The following is a 23,281-nucleotide window of genomic DNA, read 5'->3' on the forward strand; positions in this document are numbered from 1 at the left end:
TCAGCGCCCCCTGTAAAGCCGGGTTGCCAGCGTTTCGCTTAAGCCCGCAGCGCGAATGGCGGCGGCCGCAGCATCGATATCATACTCGGCACGCAGGAAGGACAGCGTACCTGCTGTCGTGTCCATCAGTGCGAAGGCTGCCCCGGACTCGCCGTCGCGGGGCTGGCCGACCGAGCCGATCACCGCCAGCCAGCGCCGCTGTGGCAGAAGCGGAATGGCGATCTGCGAATGCGGAACAAAGGTAATGACCTTTCCGCCTGCCGCACTGGCATAGAGCGCCGGGCGATGCACATGGCCGCAAAAGCTGACGCGTGCCTCGCAGGCGGCAAAATGCTCTGCCGCCGCTTGCGCGTCCGTCACGTAGTGAAAGCTCGGTGGGGCGCCAGCCTCGGCATGGACATAGAGCCGGTCTTCCTCGCGCAGCATCAGAGGCAAATTGGCGAGAAAAGCTTTCTGATCGTCGTCCAGTGCGTCGCGCGTCCAATGAATGGCAGACCGGGCGGTGTCGTTCAAAGATATCGTGGGATCGCCGATGGCCTGATCGTGATTGCCGCGCACGACAAGCGCGCCTTGCTCCTTAAGGGCCCGCACCTTGTCCACGCACAATCCTGGGTCACCGCCATAGCCGACGATGTCACCGAGAATGACGATGCGCTCGGCACCCGCCTCGCTCGCGGCCTGCAAGGCCGCCTCGAAAGCCTGGGCATTGCCGTGGATATCGGAGAACAGGGCAATGCGCATCAATCCTCCGTTGCCGCTTTGTCTTCTGCGCGATGATAGGCGGATTGAGCGGGCTATTCTATCCTACTGAAGACGGGGGCGGCATTCAGCGGTTAGATATGAAAAACCCTCCGGTGGAGGGCCGGAGGGTGGGATAATTCGACAAACTGGAGGTTGCCGGTCAGGCTGCCCTGACAATGTCGAGCAGTTCGACCTCGAAAATCAGGTCCTGCCCAGCAAGCGGGTGGTTGGCATCGATAGTCACGACATCTTCGGCGATATCTGTGACGGTCACGATCAGCGGTGCGCCGCTATCGCTTTGTGCCTGAAGTCGTGTGCCGGGGGCGAGATTGATATTGGCGGGTATCAATTCGCGAGCCACCTGCTGCACCTTGCGCGGATCATGCGGGCCGTAAGCCTCAGCCGCAGGCACTGTCACACGCTGGCTACCGCCAACTTCCATGCCGTCGACCTGCCGCTCCAGCCCGGAAATGATCTGGCCGGAGCCGATCTCGAACTGCAGCGGGTCGCGGTCGCGTGATGTGTCGAACTGCGTACCGTCAGGCAGCAGGCCGATATAATGGATGCGCACGGTATCGCCGTTTTTTGCTTGCGTCATGATGGGTCCTTTCGTCTCTCAAGGGAGGCGCGATCTCCGCCCATAGGGCAGGGCAATCACCTCCTTGAAGCTTCCTTCAAGCGCATCGCGTGACCGGACTTGCCGATGGCGGGCGCGGAAGCAATTCAGCCGACACACGGAAATTCGTGGGTTGCATGACGACTATCGGAGTGTTCACACCCGAAGGTGCAAGCATCCTTAAGGTAGGTCTGAAACGCGGCAAATCAACGGCAAAGACGTAAATGTCTGCCTTTTCGCCTATTCCGCAGCGCTGCGGCGCGGGCTGGATGCCTGGGTTATGTAGGCGCGAAGGGCCGCCGGTCGTACCGGTTTGTGCTGCACGGCAATGTCCTGTTTTTCTGCCTCAGTCCGGACTTCGATCGTCCGGTCGGCGGTGATCAGCAGGCCGGGCACCGGCTGGCCGTAGAGCGCGCGCAGCCTTAAGATAGCGCCGATGCCGCTGCCATCGCCCAGGTGATAATCGGCAATGATCACATCAGGTACCTGCGGATTATCAGCAAAAACCCGGTCGAGTTCTTCGACCGAACCGGCCGTGATCACCCTGCATCCCCAGCCGCCGATCAGCAGCCGCATGCCCTCGAGAATACCCGGTTCGTTGTCGATGCACAAAATCGTCAAGCCGCTGAGATTGCCCCTGAGCGCCGTGGCAATTGCCGGATCATCCACCGGGACCGGCGCCCTTACACTTTCTTCAAGCGGCAGGGTGACGCGAAAACTCGTGCCGCGCCCGGGCTGAGATTCGAGCGCCACGGTCGATTTCAGCACCCGGGCGATGCGGTCGACGATCGACAGGCCGAGACCCAGGCCACTGGCAGTCTTGATGCCGTCGTCGAGCCGGGCGAATTCCTTGAACACGGTGCGGAATTTCGAAGAGGGAATGCCGATGCCCGAATCCGTGACCTGGATGATGACCTGCCCGCCCCGCCGCCGCGCGCCGACCACGACCTTGCCTGATGGCGTGTATTTGATCGCGTTGGAGACCAGATTCTGCACCAGCCGGCGCAGCAGATTGGCGTCCGAGCGCACGCTGAGCGAGGTCGGCAGCACCACCAGCTTGAGGTTCTTTTCCAGCGCCATTGGCTCGAAATCGGTGCGGATCCGCTCCAGCAGACCCTGCAACGGCACGGTGGCGAAGCGCGGTTTCATCGCACCGGTGTCGAGCCGCGACAGGTCGAGAACCGCACCGAGGATCTGCTCGACCGATTCGAGCGCCGAATCGATATTACGCACCAGCCCGGCATTGTCCGATTGACCAAGCCGCTCCACCAATGCCGAGGAATAGAGCCTGGCGGCATTGAGCGGCTGGAGAATGTCATGCCCGGCGGCGGCGAAGAACCTTGTCTTGCCGATATTGGCCTCGTCGGCGCTGGCCCGCGCTTCGGCGAGTGCAGTATTGACCCGAGTCAGCTCCGCTGTGCGCTCGCTCACCCGCTGTTCCAGGGTCTCGTAGGCCTGTTTCAAGGCCCGGTCAGCTGCGACTTGCGGGGTGATGTCGGTGAAGGTCGCGACCAGGCCCTTGTCCGGCAGGGCGTTGCAGCGCACCTCGATGATCTGGGAACCCTCGCTCAGGACCAATTGAAACGGCTCGTCCATATGGTGAAAATTGGCGAGGACTTTGGCTTCGTCCTGCTTGGCGATCGCCCCGCGCGCGCTCAGGCGATGGACGATATCGGCAAGCGCCACGCCGACCTGGCCCATTTCGTCTGGCAGGTCGAGCAGGCTGCGGAAACGCCGGTTCCAGATTGTCAGCCGGCTGCTGCTGTCGAAAACGGCAATGCCCTGGTCCATTTGCGAAAGCGCTGTCTGCAGCATGTCCTGGTTATACTGCAGAGCCTCGCTCGCCTGGTCGAGCAGCCATGCGGTATCGGCGGACGTGTCTTCCGCCTTTTGCAGCACCAGCGACAGGACCAGCCTTGCCGAGGCCGAGCCGATGGCGCTGCCCAGCAATTGCTCGGTGAAATGTATGAAGGCCATATCGGCGGGGCTGTCGTCCTCAAGCCGGCGGCCAGCTTCGCGCTCATAGCTCTTCAGCGAGCGTTCCATCCGCTCGTGGCCGAGATAGCGGGCAATCGCGGTCTTCAAATCACCAACGCTGACCCTGGTTTTCCAGCCGCGCGTGGCAAATTGCGAGCGTCGGTGCCGGCGCACGAAGATGCCGGACTGGATGCGCTCCACGGGACGCGGGTTGCGGCTGAGGCTGCCGAGCACGAAGGCCAGCGTGTTGATCAGCAGCGACAGCACGGTTGCCGTCAGCAGCGGATCTGCGCCAGCCCGGGTGAAAGCATCGATGCCCGGAAACAGAAAGGAGAGGATGTCCGGGGCCAGATCCTTATGGGTATCGAGGCCGAAGCTTGGCAGCAGCAGCGTATAGATCCAGGTGATGAACCCGAGTGACAGGCCGAGGATCGCGCCCCTGGCATTGGCGCGCCGCCAAATCAACCCGCCGAGCAGGCAGGGCGCAATCTGGGCGATGGCGGCAAAGGCGAGCAACCCGATGGAAGACAGGCCACGATCGTCACTGGCCAGCCGGAAATAGGCATAGCCTAGCAGCAGCACGCCGAAAATCGCCAGCCGACGGATCAGGAGCACGGTCTTTGCCAGGCTTTGCGAGGCGCCTTGCCCATGCCGGAAGCCGCGCCGCAGCAGCACGGGCAGCACGATATCGTTGGAAATCATGATTGCCAGAGCCACGGTTTCGACGATCACCATGGCGGTTGCGGCCGAAAAGCCACCGATGAAGGTGACGAGTGTCACGACAGGCAAATCGAGGCTCAGCGGCAGCGATAGCACGTAAAGATCGGCATTGCCGGTGCCGTTGAAGGCGAGCAACCCGCCGATGGCGGCCGGCAGCACGAAGAGGTTGATGGCGATAAGATAGAGCGGCAACAGCAGCCCGGCGCGGCGCAGTTCTCGGTTGGTGCGGTTCTCGACAACGGTGACATGAAACTGGCGCGGCAGCATCAGGATGGCGAAGGCCGACAGCGCCGTCAGCAGCACCCAGCGGCTGATCGGGGTCTGGTAGGAAAGGGCCTCCATCACCCGCGGGCTTTCGGTAGCCTTGCGCCACAGATCGGCGGGGCCGTCGAAAAAGAAGAACACGACGGTAACGCCGAGCGTGCAAAACGCCAGAAGCTTGACCACTGACTCCATCGAAATGGCCAGGATCAACCCGTCCTGATGCTCGGTCGCATCCGTATGGCGCGTGCCGAAGATCGCCGCGAAACAAGCGAGCGTCAGCGCGACGATCAGCGCTAGATCGACGAAATAGAGATTGCCGGTGCCGATGCCATAGCTGGTGGGGTCGACCAGCACGCCCATCGAATTCGACACGGCTTTCAATTGCAGGGCGATGTAGGGGATGGAGGCGGCCAGCGAAATCACCGTCACCAGCATGCCGACGATTGGGTTCTTGCCATAGCGGGCGGCGACGAAATCGGCGCCGGAGGTAAGCTTTTCCACCTTGGCGATTTCGATCATCCGGCGCACCAGCGGCAGGCCGAGCGTCAGCATCAGGATCGGCCCGATATAGATGCCCATGAATTCCAGGCCCCGGTCTGCCGCCAGCCCGACGCCACCGAAATAGGTCCAGGACGTGCAATACACGGCGAGCGACAGGCCATAGACCAATGGCCTGCCATTGGCGGGAACGCCCTTCAATCGGCTGCGCCGATCGCCATAGCTTGCCACGGCAAACAGCAGCAACAGATACAGGATCGATGCCGTGATGATCAGCCATGCCGGAAGCATCGCCTGCCCCTCCCATTCACGTGCCAACGATAAGCCGTCTCCACTCTAAGTCATGCCGGTTGCTTTTGAAATCGGGGCCGCCTTGGCAATAAGTCGAAACCGAAGCGGATTTTATGCGTTAGGCATTTGATATGTTGCGGTGACTGCGAAGGTTAGTGACGACAATCATTGAATTGGGGCTTCTAAGCCGAGCCTTAATGAGTCATTTATAAGCCAAGTTGGAATAAGGAGATGGATCGGTCATGAAGGGGACAGGTGTGCTCAACGAATTCAAATCATTCATTGCCCGCGGCAATGTTATGGATCTTGCAGTCGGCGTCATCATCGGCGGCGCTTTTGGTCTCATCGTCACCTCGCTGGTCAACGATATCGTTATGCCCCTGGTTGGCGTGGTGTTCGGCGGCTTCGATTTTTCCAACTATTTCCTGCCGCTCAGCGACAAGGTCACGGCCGTGAGTCTGGCCGAAGCCCGCAAGCAGGGTGCCGTCTTCGCCTATGGCAACTTCCTCACGGTCGTTATCAATTTCGTCATCCTCGCCTTCATCATTTTCCTGATGGTCAAGGGCGTCAACACGATGCGAAAGCAACTCGAACACGATGAAAAGCAGGGCAAGCCCACCCCGCCACCGCCGGCGGACGTGCTGCTGCTGACCGAGATCCGCGATCTGCTGAAGGCCCGGCAGGAATAAAGGGGACGTCAGACGCCGCCAGGCGGGGTGTCACCTGCCTGGCATTTTGCGAGAACCCGGTGCCTGTAATGCGTCAGGGTGAGAAATCTGCTCATCCCCAATGCCTGCGCCAGCTTAATGGAGGCGACGTTGTCTTCAGCAACCTGATAACGAGGGATGCGGGCACAGCGTGAGAGCTCCCGTATTGCCGCATCGACGACCCGCCTGCCATAGCCTCTGCGGCGAGCTGTCGGGCTGGTGTAGACACCGCCGATCTCCCATAGGGCTCCATCGATCTCGAAAGCGAAACATGTGGCAAGAACGACCGGTCGTCCCTGATCATCCATATCTCTGATGACAGACAGGAACGCCTTATCTTCCGCGAGAAGACGACCGATCCAGGCCGGATCATGGCCCTGCGCCTTGAACAGCGCAAAAGCATCGTCATCGCCGCTCCGACTTATCGTGGCCGGCCCAGTCACCGGATCGTTGCCTTGAACTGTGTAAGACAGGTAGGCGATCTGTCGCTCCAAGGGGAAATACCGTGCGACAACATCTTGGTCCTGCTCCGACGAGAGCTTGAAAACAAGATTGGCATGACGGGGAACATGCTCCAGCAACAATGCTGTGAGACGCGGCTCGTCGCTGACAATGATGATCGAAGCAAAGGTATCCAGATAAGCGACCATGTCGAAAGCGCTGAAGCGGGTTTCAACCATGAGAAGCGTGGCGGTCTTGCCGCATTCCATGATTTGCCAGCCACACACGCCTTCTGCCTGGCCGAGCAGAAACTTCAGGATGATCAGGTTCTTCAGCGGCTCCTGTCTCAGCCGATCCAGGACTGCCTCCGGTGCCGGTGATGAAAACGCCAATGAAACGCAAGCTTTCGTCATCTCTTACCTTTGGTCAAACGGGGCAGCGAGATCGTGGCCGCTGTGCGCCTGGAAGAAAAGCCGGTACAGTGCTCTATCCGTGTCTTTTTCCATCAAAAGAATCGATCGGTTTGCCACGCTTTGTCATGGGATTTTCCGCCGGGCTTCGGTTATGAACAAAGCCGAATAAAGGAGATTTCCCATGGTCATGCCCGCCGGTTCATCCCTGATCGCCAGCCTCAGCCCGCGCGCGACCGCGGCGCCGGAAAGCGGGATCGTGGAAATCATAAATTATGCGCGCGGACGCGACAATCTCCTGCCGCTCTGGGCCGGCGAGGGCGATCTGCCGAGCCCCGACTTTATCAACAGGGCAGCGAGCGATGCCTTGTTGGCGGGCGAGACATTTTACACTTGGCAGCGCGGCATTCCCGAGCTGCGCCAGGCTCTTTCGGATTATTACCGCCGCCACTTCGCCGTCAGCCTGTCGAGCGAGCATTTCTACGTCACCGGGTCCGGCATGCAGGCCATCCAGCTTGCGGTGCAGGCCGTGACGGCACCGGGCAATGAGATGATCTATCTATCGCCGTGCTGGCCGAACATCGTTGCCGCCATCGAGATCGGCGGGGCAAAGGCCGTCGGCGTCGAGATCGGCTATGAAAACGGCGCTTGGCAGCTCGATATCGAGCGGCTTGAGAAGGCGATTACGCCGAAAACCAAAGCGCTGTTCATCAATACGCCATCCAATCCTACCGGCTGGACCGCGAGCCTCGACAATCTGCGCGCCATTCTCGCGCTGGCCCGCAAGCATGGGCTATGGATCCTCGCCGATGAAATCTACGCGCTCTATTATTTCGCCGGGCCGGCGCGGGCGCCGTCCTTCCTCGATGTGATGGAAGAGGGCGACCGGGTGTTGTTTGCCAATTCCTTTTCCAAGAACTGGTCGATGACCGGCTGGCGGGTCGGTTGGCTGGTGGCGCCGCCGGAGCTTGGTCAGGTCATCGAAAACCTGATCCAGTATTCCACCTCCGGCGTGGCGCAATTCATGCAGCGCGGCGCTGTGGCGGCGCTGGAGCAAGGTGACGGATTCGTGGCTGAAAATATCGCCCGCGCCCGCACCTCGCGCGATATTCTACTTGATACTCTGATTGCCACCAACCGGGTGCGGTCGGTGAAGCCGGATGGCGCTCTCTATGCGTTCCTGGAAATCGACGGTATTACCGACAGCAGGGCGGCGGCGATTGATATCGTCGACAAGACAGGCGTGGCACTCGCACCCGGATCGGCTTTCGGAGCCGGCGGGTCGTCTTTCCTGCGCGCTTGCTTCCTGCGCGACCCTCGCCAGATCACGGATGCAGCGTCCCGCCTGAGTGATTATATCGCGCGGTTGTAGCCGGGTAATTGCTCGATATCGAGCAATTGCGTTAAAGCCACTTTAGCTCTTTCTATAAAAGTACCGATTGCTTTTCGCTTCGATCCTGTGATTTTAACCGGGCGAAAGAACCTGCCGCTGTTATCTGCGGCAAGAGATGATCTCTTGTGGGGCGGGCTTCTTGTGGGGATGGGCATGGCAATCTTGGTCACGGGTGGCGCCGGATATATCGGCAGTCACATGGTCTGGGCGCTGGTGGACAGCGGCCATGACGTGGTCGTGCTCGATCGCCTTTCCACCGGCTTTCGCAGTGCCGTGGCACCACAGGCGCATTTTTATCTCGGCGACCTCTCAGATCGCGATCTTCTGCGCAAGATTTTTGCCAGTCATGCCATCGACGCGATTTTTCATTTTGCCGGCTCGGTGATCGTGTCCGAGTCCATTGCCACGCCGATGGACTATTACGCGAACAACACCGTCAACTCTTCGATCTTGATCGAAGAGGCAGTGCAGGCCGGCATCGGTAAGCTGGTGTTTTCCTCGACCGCCGCGGTCTATGGTCCGCCAGCGGACGACCGTCCCGTGCGTGAGACAGACCCCCTGCGGCCTCAAAGCCCCTATGGCCAATCCAAGCTGATGACCGAGCTGATGCTGGCCGATACCGCCCGCGCCCATCCCGATTTTCGGTTTGTCGCCCTGCGCTATTTCAATGTGGCCGGCTGTGACGCCAAGGGCCGCACCGGTCAATCCACCCGCGGCGCCACCCATCTGATCAAAGCCGCCTGCGAAACGGCGCTCGGCCTGCGCCCCTGTTTACAAATCTTCGGTGACGATTACCCCACGCCTGATGGGACTGGCATCCGCGACTATATCCATGTCGATGATCTCGTCGGTGCTCATCTCCGCGCGCTTGCCTATTTGGACGATGGCGGGCCGTCGCTGACCGCCAATTGCGGCTATGGCGCCGGTGCCTCCGTTCGGGAGGTGATTGCTGCGGTAGAAAGGGTCGCGGGGCGTAGATTGCCTGTTACCATCGAAGCGCCACGGCCCGGCGACGCCGCCAGCGTCATCGCCGACCCCGGCCTTGCCCAAGATAAGCTGGGCTGGATGGCTGAAAATCCGGGCTTGGATGCGATTGTGCGCACTTCGCTCGATTGGGAGCGCCGCTGCCTCAGCGCTCGCGAGACGCCGCTTGGCATGGCCGCGCGACGATTGGCCGGCGGCCTTTAACCCGGGCTTAAAATCGGGACTACCTTATATGCTCCAGTTTGACGACAGTTTCCCCCTCTAGAGTTTGTCGACAGGGCGGAGCGTCCATCGCTGTGATCGCTCGCCCTTCTGCCGCCTGACGCGCTGTCGTCGGGCCGGCTGCAAGCAGACAGGTGGATGATGGCAGGAACTGTGCAGGCGCTGGATGCGCGCCCCGATCTGGCCGGGATGGAGCGGACGCAATGAAAGCGGTGATACTCGCCGGCGGTCTTGGAACCCGGATTTCCGAGGAGACCCATCTGCGTCCAAAGCCGATGATCGAGATCGGCGGCAGGCCGATTCTCTGGCACATCATGAAGCTCTACTATGCCCATGGTATCCGCGATTTCATCGTCTGCTGCGGCTTCAAGGGCTATATTATCAAGGAATATTTCGCCAATTACGGCCTGCACATGTCGGATATCACCTTCGACCTTGCCGAAAACCGCCTGGAATTTCACCGCAAGAGTGCCGAGAACTGGCGCGTCACTCTCGTCGATACCGGTGAAAGCTCAATGACCGGCGGCAGGCTGAAGCGGGTGGCGAATTATCTGAAGGACGAAGAGGCCTTCTGCTTCACCTATGGCGATGGCGTGTCGGATCTGGATATTTCGGCGACGCTCCGCTTTCACAAGGAGCATGGCAAGCTTGCCACTGTGACCGCTGTGCAGCCGCCGGCGCGTTACGGCGCGCTGAAGCTGGATGGTGCTGTCGTGCGCGGCTTTGTCGAAAAGCCTGTCGGCGAGGCGGGCTATATCAATGGCGGCTTTTTCGTCCTCTCGCCCAAATGCATCGAGCGGATCGCCAGCGACGACACACCTTGGGAAGCCGAGCCGCTGAGCAGCCTCGCCGCGGAGGGCGAACTCTGTGCCTATCTGCATAACGGCTTCTGGCAGCCGATGGATACGCTGCGCGACAAGAACCATCTCGAAGATTTATGGGCGAGCGGGCGACCGCCGTGGAAGAGCTGGTGATGATGATCGACCGTCAATTCTGGGCCGGCAAACGGGTGCTGCTGACCGGCCATACCGGTTTCAAGGGCAGTTGGCTCGGCTTATGGCTGCGCGAGATGGGCGCCGAGGTCTCGGGACTGTCACTGGCACCGCAGACCGATCCCAATCTGCACGACCTTCTCGCTGAAGACCGTGATGATCAGCCAGGACAAGGCATTTGCGACCTGCGTGACCCGATTGCCGTTGCCGCCGTGGTTGCACGGGCCAAGCCGCAGATCGTCTTTCATTTGGCGGCGCAACCCTTGGTGCGGCAGGGCTACCGCGACCCAGCCCTGACCTTCGAGACCAATGTCCAGGGCACCGTGCATCTGCTCGACGCGCTGCGGATCTGCCCGGATGTCAAATCCATCGTCGTGGTCACCACCGACAAGGTCTACGAGAATGCCGAGACTGGCAAGGCCTTCATCGAAAGCGACCCGCTCGGCGGCCACGATCCCTATAGCGCCAGCAAGGCGGCAGCCGAGATTGTCGTTGCCAGCTACCGTTCCTCCTTCTTCGCAGCCCGTCGCATCGGTCTAGCCACGGCCCGGGCCGGCAATGTCATCGGCGGCGGCGATTGGGCCGATGACCGACTGATCCCCGACGCGGTGCGCGCCTGGAGCCAGGGGGAAACGCTCGATGTGCGCCGCCCGCAGGCGGTGCGGCCCTGGCAGCATGTGCTTGAGCCGCTGGCCGGCTATATCGCCCTGGCCGAGCGCCTGTGGCACGAGCCGGCGGGTGTTCAAGCTCTCAATTTTGGCCCGGATCACGCCAGCGCCGCCACGGTCGCCGATGTTCTGGCGCTCGCAGCCGGACGTCTCGGCGGCGGTGATCTTCGCCTGGGGGATGGCAGCGACGGACCGCACGAGGCTGGCTATCTGATGCTGGACAGTTCTCTCGCCTCTGACATGCTTGGCTACCGCCCGCTCTGGTCGCTTGAGGAAACCGTGGCGCGCACCATGAACTGGTATCGGCAGCTTTCAGCCGGCGCATCGGCCCGCGCGCTCTGCCTTGCCGACATAGCCGATTACAGCGCCGGTCTTGGTTACGAACAGAGGCTTGCCGTATGAGCGCCCGCTTCCAGGCCGAACACACTGCCATTGCCGGCCTGACGCTGTTGACCCGCAGCCGATTGGGGGACGAACGCGGTTTTCTGAGCCGGCTGTTTTGCGGCGAGGAGCTTGCGGCATTCGGCTGGCCGGGGCCGGTGCTGCAGGTCAATGAGACCGGCACAGCCTTGAAGGGCACGGTGCGCGGCATGCATTTCCAGCACGCGCCCTTTGCCGAGTGGAAATTGGTGACCTGCGTGCAAGGCCGGATCCTCGACGTTGCGGTGGACTTGCGCCAGGGCTCGCCGACCCTGCTGCGGCATGTCGCCGTCGAACTCTCGGCCGATAATTGCCGCTCGTTGCTGATCCCGCCAGGCTTCGCCCATGGCTTCCAGGCACTGAGCGACGACGTGCGGATGATCTATACCCATTCGGCCCCCTACCGCGCCGAAGCTGAGGGCGGACTGAACCCTGAAGACCCGCGTCTGGCCATTGCCTGGCCGCTTCCGGTCGAGCGGCTGTCTGCGCGCGACCAGGCTCATCCGCTTGTTACCTCTGAATTCGAAGGGCTGATTGTATGACGTGCCGCCATTGCGGATCGCAGAGGATGCGACCCTTTCTCGATCTCGGCACCGCACCGCCGTCCAATTCCTATGTGAAGCCTGAGGATCTGGCGAAGCCGGAGCTGTGGTATCCGCTGGTCATTCGCGTTTGCGAGGACTGCCTCCTGGTGCAAACCGAGGATTTCGCGTCGCGGGAAACCTTCTTTTCCCATGACTATGCCTATTTCTCATCCTTTTCCTCATCCTGGCTCGCGCATGCGAAGTCCTATGTCGAGACCATGGCCGATCGTTTCGGGCTTGGTGAAGCCTCAAAAGTCGTCGAAATCGCTGCCAATGACGGCTATCTGCTGCAATATGTGAAGGCGCGGGGCATCGCTTGCTTAGGCGTGGAGCCAACGGCAAGCACGGCGCGCGCCGCCCGGGAAAAGGGCCTCGACGTCGTCGAGAATTTCTTCGGCGTGGCGCTGGCGCAAAAGCTTGTCGCCGACGGCTGGTCTGCCGATCTGACAGCCGCCAACAATGTCTTGGCGCATGTGCCCGACATTAACGACTTTGTCGCCGGCTTTGCCCATCTGCTGAAACCCGAAGGCGTCGCCACCTTCGAGTTTCCGCATCTGATGAACATGATTGCCGAGAACCAGTTCGACACGGTCTATCACGAGCATTTTTCCTATCTGTCGCTTCTGGCCGTGGAGCGGATCTTTGCCGCCAATGGTCTTGCCGTCTTCGACGTGGAAACCACGCCCTGGCATGGCGGTAGCCTCAGGGTTTTCGCCTGCCGGGCCTATGCCGCAACCCATGCCCGCAGCCCGGCCGTTGCAGCCATGCTGGAGCGTGAGCGGCAGGCGGGGCTGGACAGTCCTGATGGCTATGACGGCTTCCAAGCCAAGGCAGTGAAAGTGCGAGACGACTTCCTAGCCTTCCTGATCGATTGCAATCGCCAAGGCCTCTCTGTCGCGGCCTATGGCGCGGCGGCCAAGGGCAATACTCTGTTGAATTTCGCCGGCGTCAAGGCAGGCCAGATCGCCTTCGTCGTCGACAAAAACCCGGCAAAGCAGGACATGCTCCTGCCAGGAAGCCGGATCCCGATCGTTTCGGAAGAGCTTCTGAAACTCCACAAACCTGACAGACTGGTGATCCTCCCATGGAATCTGACGGCGGAAATCAAACAGCAACTTTCGTATATCGCCGACTGGGGTGGGAAATTCGTGACGGCGGTCCCGATCCTGACGGTGCATCGATGACGGCTGATCCAGCGTTAGAGGATCGATCGGCGGCAGCTGCCATCGCGCCGCCGACGCCAGACAACGCAGTACGCGTGAAATAGTAACCTTCGATTGAATATCCGCTCCCGATGAAATCGCCAGGAGATCTCTGATGACTGACACGCCAACTCTGTCAATTTGCGTTCCCTCGCGAAACCGTCAGGTTTATTTCCGGAAGACCATTGAGGGGTTGCTGCGCAATACCCGTGCCGATGTCGAGTTCATCTTCACCGACAATTCGGACGATCCTTCGATCATGAACGATTTCATGACCAGGTATGCTATTGACCGCCGTGTCATCTATCTTCCGACCAGTGAGCGTATCCTGTCGATGATGGACAATTGGGAGCGCACCATCCATGCCAGCCGTGGCGAATGGGTCCTCTTCATCGGTGACGACGATTTTGCTGAGCCGGAACTGGCAGGGCTCCTGACCCGCATCGCTGCGGTCAATCCGGATATTGAGGCGCTTGCTTGGGGGACCTTCAGCTATTTCTGGCCGGTCGAGGGCGAGATGCCTGGTAGCGTCAACATACCGTTTGACAGCAGTGTCGTGCGGGTGCCCAAGGCGGATTTACAGCGCAGAATGTTCGGCTGGCAGGATTCCACATCGGTACCGACGTCTGGATTTTCAATCTATCATTCCGCAATACGGCGCCCATTACTCGACCGGATCTATGCCAAGTACCACCAACGCTATTTTGAACATGCGGTCGTGGATTACGACATGGCCATGAAGGTTATCTGCGAAGGTCGTGGTTTTGCGTTTTCTCAACGGTCGTTTTCCATGTTCGGCGCGTGCCCGGAAAGCAATTCCTTCTCCATTGGCCGCCTTGAAGATACCAAGCTGCGAGCAAAGATCTTCATGGACGAATTCGGCACCAATTTCGAGAATGACTCGACGCTTCGTGATTTTCCCTTCAGTTCATTCCTGGGATGTACAGCCACGATCGGCGTCACCCAGCAATGGTTCCGCAAGACCTACAAGGTCGATTTTGCTGGCTGGGAAAAGAATTACGCTAGGGCCTGCGCGCTCAACACCGAGGCCTATCGCGACAGACAAGCGTTCGACGTGATCAAGGCGGGCTACGAGACCGCTTTCCGCAACTGGCATAAGGGTCGGTTCCTCTCCGACTACAAACCCGTCTGGCGCGGCGAATTGCCCGAGATGGTGGTGACCGGTGCCAGCCCCCAAGGTATGATGGTACGTTCCGACATTGCCGGAGCACAGACGCCAGCCGAGCTTTGGAATGTAGTCTCGGCCATGATGGTTGCGCCCGATGATATCGAAGTGCGCGCCACGGGTCTGCGATCGCTGCAGGAAGAACCCTCCGCCTCAGCGGATCTTATACGACTGTTTGGTGGAAAACCTGCTGTGGGGGCTACCAAGGTGGCGCCTAAGAAGGCGGCCGGTCGGCGCTAAGCTGACGCGCAAGAGGTCCGGGGCTGAAGCATCCTTCGGACGCAACAGCTAATGGCCGGCGGTGACGTTGTTGATAAAAAAAAGGGCGCCTCTGGGCGCCCTTAACTCGTTCAAAACAATCGAAGTGGGATGTGCTTGGCGCTCAGACCCGCCGCAAAAACCCGTCACGTGAGACGGTGATCGCGATCTTATGCTCCAGGGTGCGGTCATAGTCGAATCGAAGGGGTGCACCATCGGCGCCGTTCCGTCCTTCCTCGGCCAGTCGGCGCATATATTCCCATACGGCGGTTTTCGGGTTGTCGCCAGGGCCCCAAGGGCGGTCAGGATAGAGATCCGCGGGCATATCTTCGACAAGCGTATCCCAGACCGCGCAATAGGAGCCCTTTGACGTCAGCGGCGCATAGAGCTCTAGTTCCTCAAGGACATGCGCGTGGGTATGGTTTGAATCGAGGAAGACCATGATCGTCTCATGAGCCTTGGCCGCCTCCTTGACTTTAGCGAAGATGTCTGGGGCAACGGAGGAACCCTCGATCATCTCGATCTTATGGCTCAGCGGATGCGCCTCGATGGCGGCACGGTTATGAGCGCGGATATCGATATCGATGCCCAGCACTTTGCGACGGCTCGCCTTAGGGTCAAGCATTTCGCCCTTTTGCACGGCTTCGCAGTAATCCAGCATTGCCAGCATCGATGCGCTCAAGACCAGCGAGCCGCCATGGGCAATGCCTGTCTCGATCACCAGATCCGGCTTCACCGACCAGATCATCTCCTGGATAGCATAGCTATCCTGCGGCATCTGGATGATGGGCCGGCCCAGCCAGCTGAAATTATACATGTAACCGAGTGGGATGCATTTTTCGATCCAGAGATTCGACAGATCGAGAAAGTCCTTGCTCTCGCCGATGGATTGAATGTTCCGGCTGACAAGGGCCTGGAAATCATTGACTACATTCATTGCGCTTCCGTCCGGTTACTGCGTAACTCCTTAATCCGAGGCGATTTAGGGAATTATGCAGAAAATTTAAGTTGTTACAGCGTCCTTTGCGCGTTTCGCAAACGCGCGGCGCTGTAGTGTCCTGTGGTACCAAACCTAGTTTAGTATGCCTGTGTGAGACTGACGCTTTCCGGTAGCGCGACGTTGCACGGCTCGGATTTGCGCTCTACGTTTAAAGCTGTGCGGCCGGGCTCCGCCGGTTGGAGGAGGTTCGGCATGGGCAAGACAATTCTGTTGACTGGAGCGACGGGCTTCGTCGGAAAACAGATCCTGCGATCCTTGCTCAACGCCGGCCATAGCGTGGTGGCATTAGTTCGACCGGCATCCATGGGTGTTCTGGATGGGCAACAGCCGAAACTGAGGTTGCTGGAAGTCGAGGATATCTTTGCCTTGCCGGTCGACTGGTGGGCCGAGACGTTTCAGGACTGTGACGCGGCAATCCATGCCGCCTGGTATGTCGAGCCGGGACGCTATCTCGACTCTCCGCGTAATTTTCAGTGTGTCACTGGCACCTTGGTAATGGCGGAAGGGGCCGCTCGCGCTGAACTTTCTCACTTCGTCGGTCTAGGCACCTGCGTCGAATATCATCTGCCGTCCGAGCATCTGACGGTCGATGCGCCTCTGGGGCCAAAGACCCTTTATGCTGCCGCCAAGCTATCCACCTATCACATGCTCGATCGCTATTTTGCAGGATTATGGACAAATTTTTCCTGGTGCCGGCTGTTTTATTTACATGGTGAGGGCGAGCATTCCTCCCGCCTCGTGCCATACCTACGGCAAAAGCTCTCGCTGGGTGAGACAGCCAAGCTTTCCAAGGGAACGCAATTGCGTGACTTCATGGATGTCGCCGATGCCGGACGGATGATTGCAGGTGTCATCGACAGCGGTCAGTGCGGTCCGATCAATATCTGCTCCGGCATGCCTGTGACCATTCGTGCGTTGGCCGAGGCCATCGCTGACGAGTATGGCCGTCGTGACCTCCTGGAGTTCGGCAGTGCCGAGATCCACCCGTCAGACCCGCTGGCGGTTGTCGGCGTTTGCAACGCCCTGTCGAGGGGATGATCGACGTCCCGTTGGCCGATCAGGCGGATGCCCGTTCGGCGGGGGAGGTCATTAGCTTGACCGGCGTCATCATGCTGTTGACCACGCTATAGAATTGCTGCGCGGTAACGGCATTGCCGATGAACCTATCGACCATCAAGGCCATGCCATGCAGGCCCCGGCGCCGGTCTTCGGGCGGCAGTGCGCTGTAAGGAGGATGAAAACCGTTCGCCAGCGCCGCCCCACCTGGCATGGAGCTTAGGGCGCGTCGATAGGCTTCGGATTTTGCTTTGAAACCTTCGGGAGAGTGGTCCAATGCGCAGTCGTAGAGGCAGGCCCGGGCAAAATCCTCACCGAAGCCGGTCCATTCGCTGCCAAGTTCCATCAGTACGCGGGCCTGGACTTCGGCGATGGCAGCCGTCAGGCCGACGCCGGAATGCAGCGGAAAATTCTTGATTGCCGATGGGACAGGGCGCGTCTCAAACCGCCGCTCATGCATAGCCGATAGCGGACGATTGGAAAATAGCAGGCAGTTGGAAAACAGCAGCACGCGCGCCGCCCACTCATATTGGGGTACGAGCGTCAGCCAGCTCAACTCGCCGCAGGCGCCAATGATACCGTCAAGCAAGCTGCGCTTGATAGCGCCGTGATAAAGCCCGAAAGGCATGCGCGGCACCCGGGCGGCACCTTTCCAATGAAAAAAGGCCTCCAGCATCGGCCGCTTGTCGAACTCGGAGACATTGTGAAGCACCGGTACCGGGATATTGCTCTTGATGTTGCGCGGCGCGTCTGCGGCAATTTGGAAGGCACTCCAGCCGAGGGCGTCGGCTTCTGGGTGTTCCACTTCGAGATAGGCAAGCAGGTCTGGAAGATCCGGCTCGATCATGTCTTCGGGATAGACGAGAGAAATCCAATCGCCTTCAGCAGCTCTGACGGTGCCGACCCAGAGCTCAGCCGCCGAAAGCCCCTCTGGCGCCGGTGGCAGGATCCGCAAGCGCGGATCGCTCTCGGCAATAGCGGATAATTGCCCGTCGCGATGCACCGCATCGCCGAAACACGACAGGATGATCTCCAAATCGGAAGCAGCATTCTTCAGCAGTTCCGTCACCAGATAAGCCGGTAGGATGTGACCAGGCTCAACGGGAATGCAAAGCGACAGTTTCGGCATAGGCCCTCACGATCTCAGACCCCGCCCGTAGCGCTAAGATCCCGTCTCAAAACGCGCCATGATCTGTGCCTCCGCCCCAGGCATCTGAAAGATGGGAGCATCAACCTCCCACCAGGAAGATCGCAAAGGTCGCTTGCGCATGGCACGCAGCTAAATGATTGCATAGAGACACAAGCTGGAGTGAGGCTTGAAAGAAATGATCGCAGCCTCTGAAGCCGCAGCATGACATCGTTTATGACATTGGGAAAAATGGTGCCCGGAGGCGGATTTGAACCACCGACACGCGGATTTTCAACAGGACTGGGAACTATGACAGCTTGGCTCGCCTTGTGCCGATTGGTTTCAACAAGATGTCTTGCGCCTTATAGCCAGAGCTGCCAATCCGCGTCATCCGATTTCAGCGTCACGCAGTCAAGATCATCGAATTTGACTCCCATAAGGCACCCAGAATTCCAAGCAAATGACTGAACTTGAAAACCGTATCAGACAAGTCCAGGCCGAAAATGGTCATCTCGAATGGTGATTGACGATGACTCAAGAGTGCCGGAATCCAACCGTCCGGCACGAAAACAGCGTTGGATAGCTGACCTTCGGCAATTAACCCATCGTACATAAGTAAGAGCACTTCTTATATCTCAGCACAGTAGACACCGGTGCCTGGGCGTCGATGCAGACAACCTCGACCGAGAACCATCAACGTCGTCTCTTACGATTGCGATGCTTTGATCGGCCATTTTGAGTGGGCTGTGCCTTCTCCCATGTTCCGTGAGTTGAGTAGTGTGCTAGACGTTCGCGCGCGCGTTCTATCTGCATGTCGGTACGGTGCATTGCCGCGATCATTCGGAAGTATCGTTGTGCGGCGGCCTTTGCGGGCTGTTGCTGCCCATGCTTGATAAGCGCAGATATGTGGTTACTGGACAGGGTCACAATGGGATAAAAATCCGTCTCCAGATTTTGTGAGGCATGAAGCGCTTCCAAGGTTTCCACGGCGTCACCGATCAGAGCAACAGTAGTCGCATCATAGGTACTGCGGTCGTGCGCTACTCGAAGACGTAGATCGGCTAAAGCATGAACCGCAAAGATGTTTTCCGGGTACGCGGCGATTGACTTTTCTAGGGCTCGCATTGCCGGTTCAAGTTCGCCGAACATCGATAAATATTGACCGTATTGGAGCCAAAAGTGCCCATCCAATTGGAAGTCAATTTCAAAACTCTCAAATATACGAAGGGCCTCCTCAACGGCATTTCTCCGACGAGCTAGTTCTCCAATGAAATTATGATTGAGAATGAATTTGAATAGAAGGGCGTCTTGCCGATCTACATTCTTAACAATGGGGAGTGCATACTTTGTATAGGTTCGAAGGATCTCTACGGCGCCGTCTACGACGGCCGAAAAGCCCGCTACGTTATCTACAATGTGCCTGACATACAACTCATGTCTGGCGACCAAACGCCCAATGCTGTTGGAGCTTACAATTCCTTCGAGCTGGCCCAACGCACGGTCAAAAGGAATCTCTTTTCTTACCTTTTCATAAGCTTCTCGCGCTGCCGGTTTGGAAATTCCGGTTCGGGCGATGGTGGCGAGACCGACAATTAGAAAAAGCGATTTTGCGTCATCGTCTGGGATCTTTTCGTATTCGTCGGTAATAACTTTTGTAAATTTCTCAGATGTTGTTGCTTCCTTGAGGGCAATTAAGAGCTGCTCCTGTGAGGCTGCGAGCTTCGTAATCCGCTCGTTTGGCGTCATTTTTAGGAATTTCGGCGATGGTACGTATTGCAACAACCTCTCTATTAGAGCGGGATAGTCTTTTTTAACGAAGCGTTGAAACTCGAATGGAGTGGTGAAATCACCCACTCGCCGCTCTATGTGCTGCCGCCATTCATTGGATCGGGCGCTACTGACCAGAGTGAACTTCCCACGAGGAAGAGTAAGTGCGTCTTCGCTAAGAGCGTCTCCATAAATGAAGGCGTCGCCGACGTAGATCACCACGTGTTCGTCGGGATGAAGTCGAGTGATCAGCTCAAGAGAGGCACGCAGAGATTTCACATCACCTTTCAGTTCATAGACTGCCGACTCTTTGTTTTCGCTAAGATAACGTAGGAGAGACTGCAAAAGAGCTGTTGTTTTCCCGCTTCCCGATTGGCCGTAGACGAGGAACATCCGGTCTTCTGCGGCGATCGACGCAGAGAGTGCAGTATAAAGCTCACTGGTTGCGCTAAGCCACACAGGGATATTGCTGGCGGCAAGCTTCCAGCTTGGTGGCTCTCCTTCAAGGAAGGCCCTCGCAGCCTGTTTTAGCTTGAGCCCCTGCAGCTCGTCCGCCCTTTTCTTAGCATCCTGCCAAGTTTGGATCAAAATGGAGTTTGCAGTGGTGATCTCCGACCGTGTAGCGACGATTTTAGACGCCAGTGCATTAGTGAACGAATTTTGTTCTTTGCTAATTTGCAGTGGTGTAACGCCGTGACCGACGTTTCCATTCAGCCAGCCTATGAAGTCAGCCAAAGTTCCTTGAATGACGACGATATTGCGTGTCTCATAAGCCGCCATTTGCAAAGGCGTAAAATCATCTGGCGTTATTAGAAAGGCTGTACCCAGAGATGCATCAACGTTCGTACGAGCGCGGTCAAGCTCCGCGGAGATGATGGGCTCCTTTAGGGTGCTTCCGATAAAAACTGGAACATGCGCCGCATAGTCGGTGACAGCTTGGCGGTACCAATCGTGCTTGTTTTCGTTTAGCCGCCGATTATATTCTGATGGGCCAAAAATAAACCCATGCTCGGGCTTAGAAGCCTCTCCGTGAAGATGAATAACATGGAGAAACTCTATGCCTTCATCGACAGCTACTCGATCTTTTAATCCGTTATAATATCGCCGTAGTTGGACCGAAGAGCGAACATTTTCAACCGCATCGTCAATATTCCACGTATAAAGACGACGCCAGCTGTATTGAAAAAGCTCGTTAAGTTCGGCGGCCGGAACAATGCGGGTAAACTCCTTTGTGAAGAGCTGATGAAGCTGCACTTCGCTTATTCTCGGGCGAACGGCTTGGATCACATCTGGTAGATCTTCTCCCCCATAGGGAAGTCCAGCCATTTCTGCTAGCTCAGCGGCCAGAGCCTTTCCCAATTTCACCTTTTGGCCTTGCGCATTAAACGATGTGGCAGACGTTCCGGCCCCGAGCAACAAAACTGCGTTGCCGTCTGTGATGGCCTTCCGAAGTAAGTTGCCGTTGTGCTCCGCGATCGTAAACATCCGCCCTCCAAAATAGTTCTTTGATCGAAGTGGTAGCGACAATTACGGCGCTTGCAAATGGGGTTGTCGGCTTTTGAGAATGCCACCCACAGGTAGCGAAAATTGGGGAAAATTTGCGAGGCCTTTGACGAAGCGTTGGCAGAATACGTTCCCCCCGTCGGGGTGATTTTTTTGCAAATGACCCCAAGTTTTCACCGATGGAAATTTCGTAGGTCATCTGAAAGATTGTTGCCTATTTCCCTTTCCCCATCATGTGGCCGTCGCCCGATAACACTTCTGCATTGCTTCTAGCTGTTTAGTCCGGGAATTTATGGATTGGATTGAGGCTGAACTTTTCTGGCTCTGAAGTCCATTGTCTACGATGAATTCGTATGGTGTGAGGCCTTTGACGGTCTTCAAACGGCGGCCGAAATTGTAGGCGGCAAAGATGTCGGAGAGGATTCGGTGGTTGGCATATTCGCACATATTCATAATGGCTGCTTTGGCATAGGATGCTCCGCATCATAAATGAAAGCGCATACCTGCCTTTCCTACGCGGCGAATTGGAACTCGTGCCGTGGGTTGCATATAAATATAGATAGCTAGGCAGGCTATTTTATTTCTGTTCGTTTGCAGTTAGCTACTAAGCTACCGCTCCAAATCGTACCCTGACACACGGAAGCTGCAATCTTATTGTTGCGGCATGTGAAAGAAACTCACACCCAAGCTCCTCGACAACCTCCCTCCCGCTCAAGGGAAGCGGTACGAGGTCCGCGACGAACTTATCACCGGACTGCATATCCGCGTCTCGACTGCGGGCGGAAAGATCTGGTATCTTGCGGCCCGCGTTGATGGCGTGCTAGGGCGCATCAAGCTGGGAACCCTACCCGGTGCTGACGCTCAAGGATGCTCGCGAAAGGGCGCAATCGATCCTGCGCGATATTCAGCTGGGCACCTTCCAGCCGCACGACGTTGAGCCAGCACCGCCGGTTTGGACGCTTGGCGATGTCATCCTCAGTTCATCACGCGATGCGCCCAGCGCCAAACTAAGGACTGGAAGGGTAGCGAGAGCATTTTGCGACGCATGAGCGGCCTGCATGCCATGCCGATCAATGCCATCAAACGCCGCGACGTGACGCGCGAACTTGAGCGCCTGATCAGCGATATCGGCGCGAAGGGAGGCAAAGCCACGCGGGCCAACCGTGGGCTGGCCGCGATCAAGAAAGTCTATTCTTGGTGCGTTGATCAGCGCATTGTCGAAAACTCGCCCGTGGTCGGTCTGAAGCCGCCAATCAAGGAGGAGTCGCGTGACCGTGTCCTGAACGATGATGAAATCGTCGCCTATTGGAAGGGATGCGAGGACGAAGGTTATCCTTTCGAACAGTTCGGCAAGCTCTTGCTTTTGACCGGACAACGCCGTGATGAAATTGCATCCATGCGCTGGTCGGAACTGGACCGGCACCGGAAGACATTCACACTTAAGGCCGACCGGACGAAAAACAGCACTGCGCATATCGTCCCGTTGTCGGGGCACGCGCTCGATATTCTCCGTTCGATCCACCACTTCCTCGGCTCGGACTATGTGTTCACCTCAACCGGCAAGACACCGATCTCTGGCTTCGGTCGCTTCGAGGATCGACTGGATACCTTCGTCGGACTGGATGCTGAGGACTGGCGCTTTCACGATGTCCGCCGTACCGCTGCAACCAACATGGCAATCCTCAAGGTTCAGCCACACATCATTGAGGCTGTATTGAACCACAAATCCGGGATAGTCTCTGGCGTTGCATCCATCTACAATCGCCACGCTTATTTGGACGAGAAGTGCGAGGCATTGCAGATATGGGCGGATCGGGTGATGGAATTAGTGAATACGAACGGTTTGGCGACAGCTGCCGAACAGAAATCGGGCGTATCCTTGGCCTCTTAGACCACCCCAATTTCCCGACTTTCTGGAACGAGCTTCGGACGGAGTGCCTGAAAATTCATCAGGGCGTTATCACCAGTCCGAACGGCTTCAAGCTCGCCCCGTTTGATGCCTCCCTGACCCAACGGATCGAATGGCTCAAGATAAACGTCATCAACCCGATTGAGCGTTTGAAAGTCGCGCTGGCTGAATCCAATCGCCCGTATTTTCATTATTGGGAAGAATACGGCGAAGCGACAGGCTCGGACAGACAACCTATTCTAAGCGAGCTTGACGCCTTGAGTGTCAATCGGCGCGGAAAGTTAACCCCCTATCGGCGTCCAATATTGACCCCCATGTTGACGATCAGCACCTGGGTCGCCCG

The 23,281-nt window shown here is 58.0% G+C and carries 19 protein-coding genes and 1 pseudogene; 12 read left to right on the forward strand and 8 right to left on the reverse strand.

Features of this window, described 5'->3' with window-relative positions; all coding sequences use genetic code 11:
• From BJF91_RS07230 to BJF91_RS07240, 3 genes are all read right to left on the reverse strand, one after another.
• Nucleotides 1-741, reverse strand: a complete 741-nt coding sequence (locus BJF91_RS07230; protein WP_075613790.1) for a metallophosphoesterase family protein — start codon at nucleotides 739-741, stop codon at nucleotides 1-3.
• A 160-nt stretch (nucleotides 742-901) separates the two neighbouring features.
• Nucleotides 902-1,339 carry an FKBP-type peptidyl-prolyl cis-trans isomerase gene (locus tag BJF91_RS07235; protein ID WP_075613791.1) on the reverse strand — a complete coding sequence of 146 codons (438 nt, stop codon included), beginning with the start codon at nucleotides 1,337-1,339 and terminating at the stop codon, nucleotides 902-904.
• A gap of 258 nt (nucleotides 1,340-1,597) precedes the next feature.
• The gene (locus BJF91_RS07240; RefSeq protein ID WP_075613792.1) at nucleotides 1,598-5,107 is read right to left on the reverse strand and encodes a PAS domain-containing hybrid sensor histidine kinase/response regulator; all 3,510 of its coding nucleotides are present in this window, start codon (nucleotides 5,105-5,107) and stop codon (nucleotides 1,598-1,600) included.
• A gap of 257 nt (nucleotides 5,108-5,364) precedes the next feature.
• Here BJF91_RS07240 and mscL point away from each other — a divergent pair, with 257 nt between their 5' ends.
• A complete protein-coding gene (gene mscL, locus BJF91_RS07245; RefSeq protein WP_075613853.1) occupies nucleotides 5,365-5,796 on the forward strand; it encodes a large conductance mechanosensitive channel protein MscL in 432 nt (143 codons plus the stop codon).
• Between the two features lie 8 nt (nucleotides 5,797-5,804).
• Here mscL and BJF91_RS07250 read toward each other — a convergent pair whose 3' ends face one another.
• A complete protein-coding gene (locus BJF91_RS07250; protein ID WP_075613793.1) occupies nucleotides 5,805-6,668 on the reverse strand; it encodes a GNAT family N-acetyltransferase in 864 nt (287 codons plus the stop codon).
• Nucleotides 6,669-6,849: 181 nt separating this feature from the next.
• Between BJF91_RS07250 and BJF91_RS07255 the strand changes: the two genes are divergently transcribed.
• The 7 genes from BJF91_RS07255 (at nucleotide 6,850) to BJF91_RS07285 (ending at nucleotide 14,556) form a co-directional block, all read left to right on the forward strand.
• Nucleotides 6,850-8,037, forward strand: coding sequence for a pyridoxal phosphate-dependent aminotransferase (locus BJF91_RS07255; protein ID WP_083943204.1), 1,188 nt, complete (start codon nucleotides 6,850-6,852; stop codon nucleotides 8,035-8,037).
• Nucleotides 8,038-8,211: 174 nt separating this feature from the next.
• Nucleotides 8,212-9,246, forward strand: a complete 1,035-nt coding sequence (gene galE / locus BJF91_RS07260) for a UDP-glucose 4-epimerase GalE (protein WP_075613855.1) — start codon at nucleotides 8,212-8,214, stop codon at nucleotides 9,244-9,246.
• A 221-nt stretch (nucleotides 9,247-9,467) separates the two neighbouring features.
• Complete coding sequence (gene rfbF, locus BJF91_RS07265; RefSeq protein WP_075613794.1) at nucleotides 9,468-10,238, forward strand: glucose-1-phosphate cytidylyltransferase; 771 nt, start codon at nucleotides 9,468-9,470, stop codon at nucleotides 10,236-10,238.
• On the forward strand, nucleotides 10,238-11,326 hold the full coding sequence (gene rfbG, locus BJF91_RS07270; RefSeq protein ID WP_075613856.1) for a CDP-glucose 4,6-dehydratase: 1,089 nt from the start codon (nucleotides 10,238-10,240) through the stop codon (nucleotides 11,324-11,326). Before rfbF ends, rfbG begins: the two co-directional genes overlap by 1 nt.
• Nucleotides 11,323-11,886 (forward strand): dTDP-4-dehydrorhamnose 3,5-epimerase family protein, encoded by a 564-nt coding sequence (locus tag BJF91_RS07275; RefSeq protein WP_075613795.1) that lies wholly within the window; start codon nucleotides 11,323-11,325, stop codon nucleotides 11,884-11,886. The genes rfbG and BJF91_RS07275 overlap by 4 nt, the downstream gene beginning before the upstream one ends.
• Complete coding sequence (locus BJF91_RS07280) at nucleotides 11,883-13,112, forward strand: class I SAM-dependent methyltransferase (RefSeq protein WP_075613796.1); 1,230 nt, start codon at nucleotides 11,883-11,885, stop codon at nucleotides 13,110-13,112. Before BJF91_RS07275 ends, BJF91_RS07280 begins: the two co-directional genes overlap by 4 nt.
• Before the next feature lie 133 nt (nucleotides 13,113-13,245).
• The gene (locus BJF91_RS07285) at nucleotides 13,246-14,556 is read left to right on the forward strand and encodes a glycosyltransferase family 2 protein (protein WP_075613797.1); all 1,311 of its coding nucleotides are present in this window, start codon (nucleotides 13,246-13,248) and stop codon (nucleotides 14,554-14,556) included.
• Nucleotides 14,557-14,698: 142 nt separating this feature from the next.
• Here BJF91_RS07285 and BJF91_RS07290 read toward each other — a convergent pair whose 3' ends face one another.
• Nucleotides 14,699-15,511 (reverse strand): cephalosporin hydroxylase family protein, encoded by an 813-nt coding sequence (locus tag BJF91_RS07290; RefSeq protein ID WP_075613798.1) that lies wholly within the window; start codon nucleotides 15,509-15,511, stop codon nucleotides 14,699-14,701.
• 255 nt (nucleotides 15,512-15,766) lie between these two features.
• On the opposite strand from BJF91_RS07290, the gene BJF91_RS07295 reads away from it, so the two are divergent.
• Complete coding sequence (locus tag BJF91_RS07295; protein WP_075613799.1) at nucleotides 15,767-16,612, forward strand: NAD-dependent epimerase/dehydratase family protein; 846 nt, start codon at nucleotides 15,767-15,769, stop codon at nucleotides 16,610-16,612.
• A gap of 19 nt (nucleotides 16,613-16,631) precedes the next feature.
• Here the strand turns inward: BJF91_RS07295 and BJF91_RS07300 are convergent, their stop codons facing one another.
• From BJF91_RS07300 to BJF91_RS25290, 3 genes and pseudogenes are all read right to left on the reverse strand, one after another.
• A complete protein-coding gene (locus BJF91_RS07300; protein WP_075613800.1) occupies nucleotides 16,632-17,759 on the reverse strand; it encodes a hypothetical protein in 1,128 nt (375 codons plus the stop codon).
• Between the two features lie 693 nt (nucleotides 17,760-18,452).
• Nucleotides 18,453-21,011, reverse strand: a complete 2,559-nt coding sequence (locus tag BJF91_RS07310; protein ID WP_075613802.1) for a P-loop NTPase — start codon at nucleotides 21,009-21,011, stop codon at nucleotides 18,453-18,455.
• 295 nt (nucleotides 21,012-21,306) lie between these two features.
• Nucleotides 21,307-21,449 (reverse strand): annotated as a pseudogene (locus BJF91_RS25290) (IS481 family transposase); the annotation flags it as partial.
• Nucleotides 21,450-21,880: 431 nt separating this feature from the next.
• Between BJF91_RS25290 and BJF91_RS24745 the strand changes: the two are divergent.
• The 3 genes from BJF91_RS24745 to BJF91_RS25170 form a co-directional block, all read left to right on the forward strand.
• Nucleotides 21,881-22,078: a hypothetical protein gene (locus BJF91_RS24745; RefSeq protein WP_139310612.1), complete on the forward strand. Its 198-nt coding sequence runs from the start codon at nucleotides 21,881-21,883 to the stop codon at nucleotides 22,076-22,078.
• Entirely contained in the window at nucleotides 22,075-22,920 is an 846-nt protein-coding gene (locus tag BJF91_RS07320; RefSeq protein ID WP_075613803.1) for a tyrosine-type recombinase/integrase, read from the forward strand. Before BJF91_RS24745 ends, BJF91_RS07320 begins: the two co-directional genes overlap by 4 nt.
• Nucleotides 22,833-23,281: hypothetical protein (locus BJF91_RS25170; RefSeq protein WP_208610937.1), on the forward strand; the 449-nt coding region annotated here is incomplete at its 3' end. The genes BJF91_RS07320 and BJF91_RS25170, both read left to right, overlap by 88 nt.

Origin of the sequence: Gillisella taibaishanensis (genome assembly GCF_001938985.1) — a bacterium.
GTDB classification, from domain to species: Bacteria; Pseudomonadota; Alphaproteobacteria; order Rhizobiales; family Rhizobiaceae; genus Allorhizobium; species Allorhizobium taibaishanense.

Coding starts and splice junctions, on each gene's coding strand:
- BJF91_RS07275 (WP_075613795.1), top strand. CDS start 11,323: ATGAGCGCCCGCTTCCAGGCCGAACACACTGCCATTGCCGGCCTGACG.
- BJF91_RS07300 (WP_075613800.1), bottom strand. CDS start 17,759: ATGCCGAAACTGTCGCTTTGCATTCCCGTTGAGCCTGGTCACATCCTA.
- BJF91_RS07255 (WP_083943204.1), top strand. CDS start 6,850: ATGGTCATGCCCGCCGGTTCATCCCTGATCGCCAGCCTCAGCCCGCGC.
- BJF91_RS07235 (WP_075613791.1), bottom strand. CDS start 1,339: ATGACGCAAGCAAAAAACGGCGATACCGTGCGCATCCATTATATCGGC.
- BJF91_RS07280 (WP_075613796.1), top strand. CDS start 11,883: ATGACGTGCCGCCATTGCGGATCGCAGAGGATGCGACCCTTTCTCGAT.
- BJF91_RS07285 (WP_075613797.1), top strand. CDS start 13,246: ATGACTGACACGCCAACTCTGTCAATTTGCGTTCCCTCGCGAAACCGT.
- BJF91_RS07295 (WP_075613799.1), top strand. CDS start 15,767: ATGGGCAAGACAATTCTGTTGACTGGAGCGACGGGCTTCGTCGGAAAA.
- BJF91_RS07230 (WP_075613790.1), bottom strand. CDS start 741: ATGCGCATTGCCCTGTTCTCCGATATCCACGGCAATGCCCAGGCTTTC.
- galE (WP_075613855.1), top strand. CDS start 8,212: ATGGCAATCTTGGTCACGGGTGGCGCCGGATATATCGGCAGTCACATG.
- BJF91_RS07240 (WP_075613792.1), bottom strand. CDS start 5,107: ATGCTTCCGGCATGGCTGATCATCACGGCATCGATCCTGTATCTGTTG.
- BJF91_RS07310 (WP_075613802.1), bottom strand. CDS start 21,011: ATGTTTACGATCGCGGAGCACAACGGCAACTTACTTCGGAAGGCCATC.
- BJF91_RS07250 (WP_075613793.1), bottom strand. CDS start 6,668: ATGACGAAAGCTTGCGTTTCATTGGCGTTTTCATCACCGGCACCGGAG.
- rfbF (WP_075613794.1), top strand. CDS start 9,468: ATGAAAGCGGTGATACTCGCCGGCGGTCTTGGAACCCGGATTTCCGAG.
- BJF91_RS07320 (WP_075613803.1), top strand. CDS start 22,075: ATGAGCGGCCTGCATGCCATGCCGATCAATGCCATCAAACGCCGCGAC.
- BJF91_RS07290 (WP_075613798.1), bottom strand. CDS start 15,511: ATGAATGTAGTCAATGATTTCCAGGCCCTTGTCAGCCGGAACATTCAA.
- rfbG (WP_075613856.1), top strand. CDS start 10,238: ATGATGATCGACCGTCAATTCTGGGCCGGCAAACGGGTGCTGCTGACC.